Source organism: Chryseobacterium lathyri, from assembly GCF_019970085.1.
GTDB classification, from domain to species: Bacteria; Bacteroidota; Bacteroidia; order Flavobacteriales; family Weeksellaceae; genus Chryseobacterium; species Chryseobacterium lathyri.
The window spans coordinates 410,252-422,422 of record NZ_JAHXYG010000002.1 but is presented as its reverse complement, the minus strand read 5'-3'; the positions used below and the strand labels follow the sequence as shown (position 1 = coordinate 422,422).

The following is a 12,171-nucleotide window of genomic DNA, read 5'->3' as shown; positions in this document are numbered from 1 at the left end:
CATCAGGTACCAACAGCTTAAAAGTGCATATAAAAGTTAGATTAGACAATGAATTCCGAATTTACCATATCTAATGCATTATACATGAATTATTAAAATATTACTCATGTAAAGGATATATCACATTACCATACCAACCGGATACGCTCTTCAACTGCTCTAAAATTGAGCTTCCACACAAAAAAAATCCAAAATATGTGATTTTTAGGCACAACATTTGCTGCTGTATGAACATATTATACACCACTTCATTTTTATAATATATTATTTTCCACAATCCTCAGCATGCTGAGGATTTTTATTGCTACTCAATAGTGAAATCAGTTCTCGTTTTAAATGAGAAAATACATTTTTGATAATCAATGATTTAAAATAGGTTTATTCAGTTAATTATCGTATATTTGTATATTAATTAATAGGCCGCTGCCTTTGCCCTCTGTTACAGTATAGAAATTCTTTCTTTTCAGTTCCCGCTTTTCAGATGCCTCATTTTTTAAAAATCACTTCTTTTACTGATGAACGCCCAAACAAACTGCTTTCGACGCTTCGTTTCATAAAGAAGAACAGACGGACGACTGCAGCTTTATAAGACTTGGCAGATCAGGTAAACAAATACAATATAAAATTTAAATACTAGAATAATTTATGGCAGACTCTTTTTCTAAAAAAGAAAATTTCAAGAAAAAAATTCAAAAGCAAAAAGAAAAAGCGCTGAGACGCGAAGATCGTAAAACGAATAACAACAAGGGTGCAGAAGATGTTTTCATGTATGTAGATGAATTCGGAAGACTTACCTCTACACCTCCTGAAGACAGAGAAAGACAGGAAGTAAACATTGATGAGATCCAGCTTGGTGCCGCTCCTATTATGGCAGAAGAAATCAGAAAAACTGGGATCATCACTTTCCACAGTGAGAAAGGCTATGGCTTCATTACTGAAGACAACAGCAAAGAAAATGTTTTCTTTCACAACAACAGCTGTGCACATCCTGTAAAAAAGGGGAACAAAGTATCTTTCGAGAAAGAAAAATCTCCAAAAGGATTCTCTGCTGTTAATATCGAATTGGTTAAATAAATAACATTCTGCTTTATCATGCAGATGTTGTCAGATAATAATAAAAGCCGCTCCACAGAGCGGCTTTTATCATATTTTACACTTTATTGAACATTTTTTCCAGGACTTCGTAGCGGTAGTCGAAAATATGTTCCAGTTTCTTTTTAACAAAAAGTGGATGGGCTATTTCACCCAAAAATCCCATTGGAAGTTCATAATCAATGGTATCTTTCATGAGTACGCCCTTTTCGTTGGAAATGAATTCATGATGATGATGCCATAGCTTATAGGGTCCTTTTTTCTGAAAGTCTATAAAGCTTTTCTGAAAATCAACTTTAATAATTTCTGTCTGCCATTTCATTTTTATTCCGAATAAAGGCGAAACGTAATAATCGATGAGCATTCCTTCATAAATTTCATCATTTTCCATTGTAGTCAGGACGATAAAATTCATGTCTTTCGGTGTGATTTCGGAAAGATTATTAGCTGAGGAAAAAAATCCCCAGGCGGTTTCTATATTGCAGCTGAGCTGCTGTTCCCGGACAAGGCGGTGCTTCATAATTTTCCTGTATATTATTGATAGATCCACATCAGAACCGGTTCCCCAGTCTTTTGAATCATAGGATCTATTTCTTTCATTGCGTTGTTAGAAACAGTAGGACACCCCCAGCCTTCGGGAGAACCTTTTGGAAAAACTTCGTCGTCGCTCATCTGATCCCATGAATGGAAAACGATATATCTTTTTAAAGCATTAGTGTTTGTTTCTTCGAGACCATGCATCAGGTACTTGATATTGATTCCCCAATCACTATATCCTCTTCCCTGTACCTTATATTTTCCCAAAGATGAAAGATGGCTTCCGTCTTCGTTGCTGAACTGTGGATTGTCTTTTGAACCATCTGCACTCCAGGGATTTGAGCCACAGCCATGACCCACAAGATATTTCCTGACCACTGATTTCGTTTTAAAATCCCAGACAAAAAATCTTTTAATTCCTGAATGAAGGCTCATGTCGATCAGGATACAAAAATCTGTATTTAGCTTTTTTGAAACACAGAATTTCAGAGCTTCTTCAGCCTTTGCTGTAATTTTAGACAGATCCGCTTCCGGCCTGTTGTCTTCTTTAATGAAAGAATTTGCTATAACGGAATAGTCTCTTTTAGATTCATTAGTGCATGAAAATATAAGATGTAAAACAAAAATTACAGCAAAAATCTTCATTGAAAAATTATTTATAATGTCTAAAAATTCCAAAATCGGAAGGTGTCCATAGGGCAGCCTTCTGTCCTGCGACTTTCAGTGCATCATTTGCCCAGGTATTACAGGTATTCAGGAAGCTGTACTTTCCTTTGGCATCATAAAAAGCATCGTTTACATCATAAACAGCATTGGTAGGAATCAGGATAAAGTTTCCGTTCTGATCCCTGTCAAATTTTTCTTCTATAAATTTCACCAGACTCGTATATTGATTTCTGCTGATCATGATCTTTTTGCAGTCTTCGCCTTCTTTCATGCTGTTGTAATAGGAACAGTGCATGGCTGAATCGCTGAGCCAGAAGGCAGCTTTAAAAGCAGTGGAAAACTTCAGATCTGCCCACGTCGGAGTATCCAGATAAAATCCTTTGTCTCCCCATCCTATTCCTATATAATTGTAATCTATTCTTTTCGATTTTGTATTGGAAAACGGAACTTTTGCGCTCCAATCCTGAAGGTCATTTTTTACAGGCATTACAATATCTGTATGCACACCGTTGGTATAAATATAAATCGGAATATCTTTCGGTTGTCCGTCATTATCTGCAGAAACTTCTATAAGCGGAAGTAAAAGGCCCAGAATAACATACAGAGCAACAATTCCTAAAATAATTCCTATGGTTTTCAGGACATACAGCAATACAATTTTCACACTCATGTTTTAATAAAATTTAATCTTCAATTTTCTGTAAAAGTATTTGTTTTAATCGAAAAAATGATTAAATTTAGTTACGAAATATTCACAAATATGCGTAAAAATACAAAATCACAAAAAAGATTTAAAGTACGGGTAAAAACAGCTCCAAAAAGAGTACAAAAAAAGCGTTGATTTTCTGTGGGACATTGGTCTCCTGAAAGTCAATTTTCTTTTTAGGAAAAGTTTTTCAGAGATTCTTACTGAATTAAATCTTAACCTCCTTAAGACCGACAGCTTAAGGGATGGTCATTTATCCTCCTCAACTTTGGGACCCAAAATTCCAGACCAGGATTCGTCACCAAAAATTTATCCTAAAGTTTATCTGAAGAACGTTCCAAAAATTCAATATTCCGCTTCAGGCCGGCAAATTTGGTTCTCTTTACAGGGGATTTCCTGAAGATCTCAGAGAATATTTCCTGGGTAATTTCTCTCCACTCTTCTTTTTTGAAATTTTTCAGGGATTCATTCGGAGCAAAACGACTCTGAAGGTTAGGTGAAGAAAATCTATTCCAGGGACATACATCCTGGCAGATATCACATCCGAACATCCAGTCTTCCATTTTATCTTTAAAATGATTGGGAATTTCGTTTTTGAGCTCTATAGTTGCGTAAGAGATGCAGCGGCTTCCGTCAATAATCTTTTCTGAAACAATAGCATCCGTAGGACATGCATCAATACACTTCCTGCAGGTACCGCAATGATCTGTAGTGGCATGATCGGGGATTAATTCAAGATCACAGATGATTTCCGCCAAAAAATAGAAGGAGCCATTTTGCTTTGTGATGAGATTGGCATTTTTCCCTACCCAGCCTATTCCTGACTTTCTGGCCCAGCTTCTTTCCAAAACGGGTGCAGAATCCACAAAAACCCGGAACCCGAACTCTCCTATCTCCTGCTGCAGTTCTGAAACCATCTCGCGGAGAATTTCTTTTACCACTTCATGATAATCTTCTGCGTAAGCATATTTTGAGATCTTATAATTTTCCAGGGTAGAGATTTCTTCTTTTGGAAAGTAATTGTAAGAAAGTGAAATAACAGATTTTGAGCCTTCTACAAGCAGCCTGGGATCCAATCTTTTATCAAAATGGTTTTCCATGTACTTCATTTCGCCATGAAAATTGTTTTTAAGCCATTTTTCAAGATTCGGAGCATCTTCTTCTAAAAATCCTGCTTTCGAAATTCCACAGCTTTGAAACCCAAAATGTTTTGCTTTGGATTTTATAAGCTGGGAATATTTTTCGGCACCGCCATTCAGGATTTCCATTCTGCAAAATTAAGCTTAATTTATGAATCTTACGGTCTTTGGTAAGAAGTGAATGAGCCTTAAGTTTTAAGCATTTTTGGGAAAATTTAAGTTTAGATAAAGAGTTTTTTCAGGAAAAAATTGCGTATTTTCGTTCTTATTTTTAATCTTAAATTACACAGTTATGTCTTTAATAGAAGTTATACAGTCTGGAAATTATGAATTAATTGATGTTCGTGAGCCTATGGAGCTTGAAATGGACGGAAATATAGACGGAGCCCAAAATATCCCTCTTGGTGAAGTAGAAGACAGAAAGGAAGAGATCTTATCTATCGAAAAACCTGTGATCTTATTTTGCAGAAGCGGAAACAGAAGCGGAAAAGCATTGGAATATCTTAATGGGCAGGGCCTGAAGGATGGTTATAACGGCGGAGGCTGGGCTGATCTGAAAGCAGTGTTGGAAGCAAATCAGGGAACTTTTTAAAGTTCCTTTTTTTATACTCATTCATCATGCATCTGAAAGGATACTTCACAGATCTTTGTCTTCATTTTACAGAAGACGAGACCCTTATTGAAAGTATGTGGCAAGAAATTGAAACCCAATATTCCGGAAAAGGCAGGTATTATCATGATCTTTTTCACCTTGAGAATATGTTCATAGAACTGGAAAGTGTAAAAAAACTTATTGATGATTTTTCTACTGTTTCATTTTCTGTTTTTTACCATGATGTTATTTATGATACTTCTTCAAAGTCCAATGAAGAAAAAAGTGCATCGTATGCTGCAGAACGGCTTCATAAAATGGGATTGCCTCAAACTATAATTTTAAAAACAGAAAATCAGATCTTAGCTACAAAATCCCATCAAAAGTCTGATGATGCGGATACAAACTATCTTCTGGATGCAGACCTTTCTATCTTGGGAAAAAATTCTGCAATATATTTTGATTATACCCGGAAGATCCGGAAGGAATATGCTCTTTATCCTGACCTTCTGTACAAACCGGGAAGAAAGAAGGTATTGAAACATTTCCTGGAACTGGAAAGTATTTTTAAAACAGAGCATTTCAGGGACAAATATGAGCAGCAGGCAAGAGAAAATATAGCTGCAGAAATTCAGCTTCTATAACTGTAATAATAAAGGAGATGCGGCTTTGCCGCATCTCCTTTATTAAACCACTCATTCAAACACAACTCATCAATTTGTACAGAAAATATAAATAGACAATTTAAATCAGATATTGTTTAATTACATGACTGAAAATAAAAAGCACCCTGTAACACAAGATGCTCTTATTACTGATTATGCTTACAGCTATATTTTTTCTATAAATTCTGATACCTTAACCAAAACAAGCTCTGGATTTTCTTTATGCGGCGTATGCCCTATTCCGGGAATGATATATTTTTCTGCAGGACCGCTTACCTGAGAAACTGTTTTTTCAACCTGATCCACGGTGCCATATTCATCAGCATCCCCCTGAATAAAAAGTAAAGGGCATTGAATATCTTTTAAAAGGTATTCAATATTCCAGTTTCTATAATCTTCACGGGTCCATGTTTCCGTCCAGGCCCTGAAAAGCATTTCCACTTTTTCTCCATGGTATTTGGCAAGACGTTCGGCAAGATTGGTCGTTTTATAAGCGTCCCAGGCTTCGTAAATTCCTTTTAAAGTAACTTCTTCTACAAAAATATGTCCTGCTTCACAGATTATGCCTTTTATTCTTTCGGGATATTTTGCAGCTGTAATGAGGGCAATGGTTCCTCCGTCGCTGTGCCCGAATAGGATGGCATTGTTAATATTAAGCTCTGTCAGCAGCTCATTCAGTAAATCTGCTTCCAGTTCCATATAATTAACCGGCCTTTCGTGGGTCGGCATAGGTCCGGATTTCCCATAACCTGGTCTGTCATACATAAGAATATTACAGTCCGTAATTTCAAACAGTTTTGTCGGAAGATCTCTCCAAAGTTGTGCGCAACCCAAGGAATCGTGAAGAAAAATAATAACAGGCTTTTCTTCGACTATGTTATTGTATGTGATATAAAGTTTCTGACTTCTTACTTCTATTATCCTCTCTTCCATTCATTCGGTTCTATAAGCCTGGAACTTTTGCTGCTTCAAATTCCTTTAGTAAATTACTGAAAACGGTTTCTACCGGTAATATATCGTTGATCAAAGCAGAAACCTGTCCAATCTCCAGCTCACCGTCTTCCATATCTCCTTCGAACATTCCACGCTTTGCTCTTGCACGTCCCAATGAAGCTATTAAAGCTTCTTTATTTCTTCCTGACTGGTAGATGTCTTCCAGCTCACCAAAGAACTTATTTTTCACCATCCTTACAGGCGCCAGTTCTTTTAAAGTAAGGTGGGTATCACCTTCATTCAGTTCTGTAATTTTCTTTTTCCAGTTTTCGTGAGCACTTGCTTCAACGGTAGCAGCGAACCGGGAACCGATTTGTACACCGTCTGCACCGAGGATCATGGCAGCTTTCATCTGAGAGCCTAATGCAATTCCTCCGGCAGCAATCAATGGTTTGGAAATATGTTTCTTTACATTCGGGATCAGACAGAAAGTGGTGGTCTCATCTCTTCCATTGTGTCCTCCTGCTTCAAAACCTTCGGCCACTACAGCATCTACTCCTGCTTCTTCGCATTTTACAGCAAATTTAGTAGATGAAACAACGTGGGCAACTTTTATTCCTTCTTTTTGAAGCGTTTCCGTATAAGTTTTAGGATTCCCGGCTGAAGTAAAAACAATCTTCACATCCTCTTCCAGAATGATCTGGATGATCTCTTCAAGGTTAGGATACAGCATAGGCACATTAACACCAAAAGGCTTATCTGTAGCCAATTTACATTTCTGAATATTTTCTCTCAGGATATCAGGATACATGCTTCCCGCTCCTATGATCCCCAAGCCTCCACAATTGGAAACCGCCGAAGCCAGCCTCCACCCTGAATGCCAGATCATCCCTGCCTGAATAATAGGATATTGTATGTTAAAAAGCCTTGTAATTCTATTTTGATCTGCCTTCATTTCCTGAAGTTTTTTTGCTGAATTGAAATCTATAAAATTGCTCATGCGTAAAAATAATAAAAAACGTGGGTTCTAAAGGAAATATCCTGACTTTTTGGTATAAAAAAACCTTCAGAAATTCTGAAGGTTTTATATTTTATTTTTTGATTGATTCTTTTTTCCAGTTGGCTTTGAATTTACAGTTATCATAGCGCCCGTCAATTGATATAAAGGTTGTCGGTAATTTAGAGTTGACAAACTTCTCAATCATTTCATTACGCTTTTTGTTGAGCGCCATCTGCTTGATTCTGTTATAATCTGTTTCCAGTGTGATCTGGTGGGCAGGAATAACATCTTCTAATTTGATGATCTTCACTACTTTTCTTTTATTGTCCTCATCTTCGAAAGCTGAAGTAATATCTCCTTTGTTCAGACCTGCCAATTCATAAGTGATAGATCCGGGAATACTTTCTCTTTCAATTTTATCAGAACCGTCTGCACCTGAAATAATTCCGGCATTGAATTTCGTTCTTTTATCATCTGAAAATTTAAAAGCAGCATCTTTAAATGTTATTTTCCCGTCAAGAACAAGTTTTTTGATACTGTCCAGTTTTGCTTTTGCTGTCTTTATTTCATCATCTGTAGGAGTCGCTTTCAATAAGATATGTCTTGCGTCGTATACTTTTCCTGATTTTTTGATCAGCTGTATGATATGGTATCCAAACTCGGATTCAATGGGATCTGAGATCTCATTTTCCTGAAGGTTCAGTGCAGCCGCTTCAAACGGCTTAACCATTTGTCCTTTGTTTATATTTTTATAAAGTCCCCCATTCGCAGCAGATCCTTCATCTTCAGAATAAATTCTTGCCTGGCTTTCAAAAGTCTCTCCGGCGGCAATATCCTGCTTAATTTTATTTAATCTTTTGATAAGATCTTCTTTATGCGCATCGGTCAGTTTAGGGTATATCATAATCTGTGCTAAAGAGATTTCATCCTTTACTTCCGGAAGCTGCATTTTGTACAGGTTATAGAAGTCAGTAACCTCATTTGGAGTTACGTCTGCCTTTTCAGTGATACGCTGATATTTTGCCTGCCCGTAATATTGGTCTACATCTATCTTTTCAATAGCGTTTTTCATTTCATACCCATTTCTGAATTTATATGCAGCAAGCATCGTTTTTTCGTCAGGGAACTGAGAAAGCAATTGACGGTATTTTGCATTGGCCTGCTCTTTAATGGCAGCAGAACGGTTTTCAATTAATGTATCTTTTTTGGCTTCGTATACAAGAAGCTTGTTGCTGATCAGGTTTTCAAGGAAGTCACATTTGTCAGTCTCAGAGGCTCCCTGTTGTTTGGCATAGTTCATCTGCTCATTCACATCCGATTCCAAAACAATTTCATCACCGATAACAGCAGCAATACCATCCACTAGTTCTCCCGGTTTTAGCTGAGCATTCATGTTTGAAGAGAATATCATCATGAAAATCCCAAGAAGAAAAGTGATTTTTAGTTTATTTGTCATTTTACTATTTTAAACAAGTTGCAAATTTAGAATACTTAACGAATTAGTCTAAATTTTTTATTATAAATATTTCTTAAAAAGACTTATTTATTGCAGTTCAACATCGAATGTCGTTAATTCTTTGAATTGTCTTAATCTGCTGAACATATCCGCTTCATTTACTTCCTGGATTCTTTCTGTTCCGAATTTCTCAACCGTGAAGGAAGCCATAGCCGAACCTACGATTAAAGCAGACTTCATGGTCTCGAAATCAAACTTACCTTTTTTGGCAAGATAAGCTGCAAAACCTCCTGCAAAAGTATCTCCGGCCCCGGTTGGATCAAAAACCTCTTCTAATGGAAGTGCAGGGATAGCGAATACTTTATTGTCGTGGAAAAGTAAAGCTCCGTGCTCTCCTTTTTTAATGATTACATAGTCAGGACCCATGGTGTGGATTTTTTTAGCTGCTTTTACTAAAGAATATTCTCCTGAAAGCTGTCTTGCCTCTTCATCATTGATGGTAATAACATCTGTTTTAGCAATCATATCCATCAGGATATCCCATGCTGAATCCATCCAAAAGTTCATAGTATCAAGGATAACAAGTTTTGGACGTTTGTTCATTTTTTCCAGTACGGACAGCTGAACACCAGGGTGCAGGTTACCAAGCAGAAGAATCTCTGCATCTTGCATAGAATCTGGAATTTTAGGATCAAAATTCTCCAAAACATTCACTTCTGTAGCCAAAGTATCTCTGGTATTCAGATCATTATGATATTTCCCGGACCAGAAGAATGTTTTTCCTTCTTTTACGATCTCAATTCCTTCAATATTTACATCTCTGTCTGTGAACATATCAAGGTGCTCCTGTGGGAAATCTCCTCCAACAACGGAAACAATACCAGATTTAACGCCTAAAACGGATGAAGTGATGCTGATATAAGTAGCTGCCCCTCCTAAAATTTTATCAGTTTTACCAAATGGCGTTTCGATTGCATCAAATGCAACGCTTCCTACAACTAAAAGTTTCATATATTTTTCAATGTATTTTAAAGTCAATTATTTTTTCCATTCAAAAGTGTCCAGCAGATGCTTCATATCATCTTTGATATAGTTCACTGCCGGGGCCAAAGAATCAGGTTTTGGCCTTGTATTAAAGTATAAATAAGCAGTCACAAAATGTTTTGTGCTGTCTGTAATGTAAAATTGAAGATTAGAAGCGCTCTGCCCCTTAAGCTCATAGAAGTTTCCGTACACTTTTTTGTCCGGGTATTCAAATGATTTGGTATCGATGGAACTTGCTTTAATGGTATGCTCATAAACCATTTTCTCAGCTTCTTTGATATGATCTGCAAAATCATTCTGTATCGGATAATAGGTCACAAAGACCTTGGCTTTCATTTTTGGGTAATTTATATAATACCAGCAAGGCTTTTTAGCATCAGAAATCGATGCAAAGTCTGAATATTCAAAAGTATAGGCACAGTTATTCTCAAATTTCTGATATTTGGGTGCCGGATACTCCAGGCGGAGTTCCCCGTAAGGTTTTGGAACATGATCTTTTCCGCAAGAAATTAAAAGCAGTGATACAAAAATAAAAATGACGTTTTTTATCATTTTGCAAAAGTACAAATTAGATTTTAGATTTTGGGAGACAAATTTCAGTCTTTCAATGAGTTTTGGATGTAGTTTTCCAAAGGTTTGGGAAAAGATTTGTCATGAGAAGCTTCAAAGTCTGTAATGAGGTACTGATTTTCGGCTATAAAACTATCCCAAACCGCTTCTGAATCGACCTCAACATTAGAAATTTCAATGGTGAGATTCTTATGGGTAAGCTTATGGGTAATGGTTTTTACATTCCTGATAAACGGTTCCAAATCGGCAGAAATTACCGGTGGAAACTCAAATAATTTCTTCCAGATGAAATCGTCTTTTCTCTGCCGGATCAGAAACTGTCCGTTTCTGTGCACAAAATAATATTTCAGGGCAAGATCTTCTGTTTTTATCTTTTTTGTCTTGACAGGGTACTCTGATGTTTTCTGCATAGAAAATGCAAGACAGTCATCATTTACCGGACATTCGCCACAGAGAGGATTCTTAGGCTTACAGATTTCTGAACCGAGATCCATCATAGCCTGATTAAAATCGCCTACATTCTCTGGCATGACCAATGTTGCCAATTGAGAAAAATAGGAAAAGGCCTTTGAATTGGAAATATCAAAGTCATCGGCAAAAATACGGCTCAAAACCCTGTAAAAATTACCATCAACAGCCGGCATTCTACCTCCAAAACAGATGCTTGAAACTGCCGCAGCGGTATATTTCCCGACTCCTTTTAATTTCAAAATCTCTTCATAATCAGCAGGAAAAACACCCTGATAATCATTCATGATCTGCTGTGAAGCTTTATGGATATTAATGGCTCTTGAATAATATCCAAGTCCTTTCCAATAGAGCAGCACTTCATTTTCGTCAGCTTCAGCCAGTGTCTTTACATCTGGAAATCTTTTAATGAAATTATTGTAATGATTGAGCCCCTGACTGATCCTCGTCTGCTGAAAAACAATTTCGCAGATCCAGATTTTATAAGGATCTTTTGTCTGTCTGAAAGGCAGATCTCTTGCATTTTTCCCGTACCAGCTCAGTAATTTATTTCCAACATGGAGAAATTCTGAACTTTTATTATTTTTTTCCAAAAACCTTTGTCTGTTTAAATGATTTGAGGGAATTCTTAACTGCAACTATTTTTATGATGCTTCGACTCCGCTCAGCGTGACACCTCTAATGCCATATAGCTGCAGATTGTCATGTCGATCGGAGTCGAAGCATATTTTGCAACCTCTTTTTAAAAAGCTTAAAATGCTGTCAGTTCCCGTTCTGCAAAGATAAAATTATTTATTCTTTTTAATGGAATATACGGGAGCAGCTTTCAGCCATTGATATTTGAGATTTCTTTCTGCAGCAATAAACCGGTAGCCTTCAAGTTTTTTCAGGTAAAGGTAGATTGAATCTGGCTTAAGCTTCAGTCTTTGATCAGAAAGAAACATGAACGGATAATCCATCACTGAATCTCTTATTGTTTTCAGTACTTTTCCGGATCTTACTTTGTAAAGAAAGAATGTTTTCCCTCTTCCTTTTGAACTGTCAGTTAGTTTCACATTGGAACTTGCAATAACCAGCTCGCTACCGTCAAAGCATTCTTCTTCGTTCATGATATAGGCTTTTCCCTGCTGCCGTTCGTCTTTAAAAAGATCTACTGCATAATGGTCCGGCGCCTGGTATTTTTTCTCACATCCCGACAATATAATCAGCAGGAGTACAGGCAGAAAGAGGCTTAAACTATTTTTGATCACATTAATTTTCATATGAATTGGCAGTAAAAAACCGATGTAAAAATGCATCGGTT

Annotated in this window: 14 protein-coding genes; 3 read left to right on the top strand and 11 right to left on the bottom strand. The window is 36.9% G+C overall.

Annotated features, from left to right (window positions below; genetic code table 11):
• Window positions 1-645: 645 nt before the first annotated feature.
• Window positions 646-1,074, top strand: a complete 429-nt coding sequence (locus tag LC418_RS07310; protein WP_111956070.1) for a cold-shock protein — start codon at window positions 646-648, stop codon at window positions 1,072-1,074.
• A 76-nt stretch (window positions 1,075-1,150) separates the two neighbouring features.
• Here LC418_RS07310 and LC418_RS07305 read toward each other — a convergent pair whose 3' ends face one another.
• The 4 genes from LC418_RS07305 to queG form a co-directional block, all read right to left on the bottom strand.
• Window positions 1,151-1,612 (bottom strand): SRPBCC family protein, encoded by a 462-nt coding sequence (locus LC418_RS07305; protein WP_223558616.1) that lies wholly within the window; start codon window positions 1,610-1,612, stop codon window positions 1,151-1,153.
• 14 nt (window positions 1,613-1,626) lie between these two features.
• A complete protein-coding gene (locus LC418_RS07300) occupies window positions 1,627-2,274 on the bottom strand; it encodes a murein L,D-transpeptidase catalytic domain-containing protein (RefSeq protein WP_223558615.1) in 648 nt (215 codons plus the stop codon).
• A gap of 7 nt (window positions 2,275-2,281) precedes the next feature.
• Entirely contained in the window at window positions 2,282-2,959 is a 678-nt protein-coding gene (locus tag LC418_RS07295; RefSeq protein ID WP_420837283.1) for a TIGR02117 family protein, read from the bottom strand.
• Between the two features lie 356 nt (window positions 2,960-3,315).
• Window positions 3,316-4,269 carry a tRNA epoxyqueuosine(34) reductase QueG gene (gene queG / locus LC418_RS07290; RefSeq protein ID WP_223558613.1) on the bottom strand — a complete coding sequence of 318 codons (954 nt, stop codon included), beginning with the start codon at window positions 4,267-4,269 and terminating at the stop codon, window positions 3,316-3,318.
• 163 nt (window positions 4,270-4,432) lie between these two features.
• On the opposite strand from queG, the gene LC418_RS07285 reads away from it, so the two are divergent.
• A complete protein-coding gene (locus LC418_RS07285) occupies window positions 4,433-4,732 on the top strand; it encodes a rhodanese-like domain-containing protein (RefSeq protein WP_111956060.1) in 300 nt (99 codons plus the stop codon).
• Window positions 4,733-4,758: 26 nt separating this feature from the next.
• Window positions 4,759-5,376, top strand: a complete 618-nt coding sequence (locus tag LC418_RS07280; RefSeq protein ID WP_223558612.1) for an HD domain-containing protein — start codon at window positions 4,759-4,761, stop codon at window positions 5,374-5,376.
• Window positions 5,377-5,562: 186 nt separating this feature from the next.
• On the opposite strand, the gene LC418_RS07275 is transcribed toward LC418_RS07280, so the two are convergent.
• The 7 genes from LC418_RS07275 to LC418_RS07245 all read right to left on the bottom strand — a co-directional run bounded on the left by LC418_RS07275 (window position 5,563) and on the right by LC418_RS07245 (window position 12,130).
• Window positions 5,563-6,330 (bottom strand): alpha/beta fold hydrolase, encoded by a 768-nt coding sequence (locus LC418_RS07275; RefSeq protein ID WP_223558611.1) that lies wholly within the window; start codon window positions 6,328-6,330, stop codon window positions 5,563-5,565.
• Window positions 6,331-6,340: 10 nt separating this feature from the next.
• Window positions 6,341-7,330 (bottom strand): NAD(P)H-dependent flavin oxidoreductase, encoded by a 990-nt coding sequence (locus tag LC418_RS07270; protein WP_223558610.1) that lies wholly within the window; start codon window positions 7,328-7,330, stop codon window positions 6,341-6,343.
• A gap of 91 nt (window positions 7,331-7,421) precedes the next feature.
• Entirely contained in the window at window positions 7,422-8,786 is a 1,365-nt protein-coding gene (locus LC418_RS07265; RefSeq protein ID WP_111956054.1) for a peptidylprolyl isomerase, read from the bottom strand.
• Window positions 8,787-8,873: 87 nt separating this feature from the next.
• On the bottom strand, window positions 8,874-9,797 hold the full coding sequence (locus LC418_RS07260; RefSeq protein ID WP_223558609.1) for a PfkB family carbohydrate kinase: 924 nt from the start codon (window positions 9,795-9,797) through the stop codon (window positions 8,874-8,876).
• Window positions 9,798-9,824: 27 nt separating this feature from the next.
• Window positions 9,825-10,382 (bottom strand): gliding motility lipoprotein GldD, encoded by a 558-nt coding sequence (gldD, locus tag LC418_RS07255; protein ID WP_111956052.1) that lies wholly within the window; start codon window positions 10,380-10,382, stop codon window positions 9,825-9,827.
• Window positions 10,383-10,426: 44 nt separating this feature from the next.
• Window positions 10,427-11,461, bottom strand: coding sequence for an A/G-specific adenine glycosylase (mutY, locus tag LC418_RS07250; protein WP_223558608.1), 1,035 nt, complete (start codon window positions 11,459-11,461; stop codon window positions 10,427-10,429).
• A gap of 195 nt (window positions 11,462-11,656) precedes the next feature.
• Entirely contained in the window at window positions 11,657-12,130 is a 474-nt protein-coding gene (locus tag LC418_RS07245; protein ID WP_223558607.1) for a hypothetical protein, read from the bottom strand.
• Window positions 12,131-12,171 lie beyond the last annotated feature (41 nt).

Bases quoted from the DNA above. Each gene is read 5' to 3' on its own strand.
- LC418_RS07310 (WP_111956070.1), top strand. From the start codon at position 646: ATGGCAGACTCTTTTTCTAAAAAAGAAAATTTCAAGAAAAAAATTCAA.
- LC418_RS07305 (WP_223558616.1), bottom strand. From the start codon at position 1,612: ATGAAGCACCGCCTTGTCCGGGAACAGCAGCTCAGCTGCAATATAGAA.
- LC418_RS07300 (WP_223558615.1), bottom strand. From the start codon at position 2,274: ATGAAGATTTTTGCTGTAATTTTTGTTTTACATCTTATATTTTCATGC.
- queG (WP_223558613.1), bottom strand. From the start codon at position 4,269: ATGGAAATCCTGAATGGCGGTGCCGAAAAATATTCCCAGCTTATAAAA.
- LC418_RS07285 (WP_111956060.1), top strand. From the start codon at position 4,433: ATGTCTTTAATAGAAGTTATACAGTCTGGAAATTATGAATTAATTGAT.
- LC418_RS07280 (WP_223558612.1), top strand. From the start codon at position 4,759: ATGCATCTGAAAGGATACTTCACAGATCTTTGTCTTCATTTTACAGAA.
- LC418_RS07275 (WP_223558611.1), bottom strand. From the start codon at position 6,330: ATGGAAGAGAGGATAATAGAAGTAAGAAGTCAGAAACTTTATATCACA.
- LC418_RS07270 (WP_223558610.1), bottom strand. From the start codon at position 7,330: ATGAGCAATTTTATAGATTTCAATTCAGCAAAAAAACTTCAGGAAATG.
- LC418_RS07265 (WP_111956054.1), bottom strand. From the start codon at position 8,786: ATGACAAATAAACTAAAAATCACTTTTCTTCTTGGGATTTTCATGATG.
- LC418_RS07260 (WP_223558609.1), bottom strand. From the start codon at position 9,797: ATGAAACTTTTAGTTGTAGGAAGCGTTGCATTTGATGCAATCGAAACG.
- gldD (WP_111956052.1), bottom strand. From the start codon at position 10,382: ATGATAAAAAACGTCATTTTTATTTTTGTATCACTGCTTTTAATTTCT.
- LC418_RS07245 (WP_223558607.1), bottom strand. From the start codon at position 12,130: ATGAAAATTAATGTGATCAAAAATAGTTTAAGCCTCTTTCTGCCTGTA.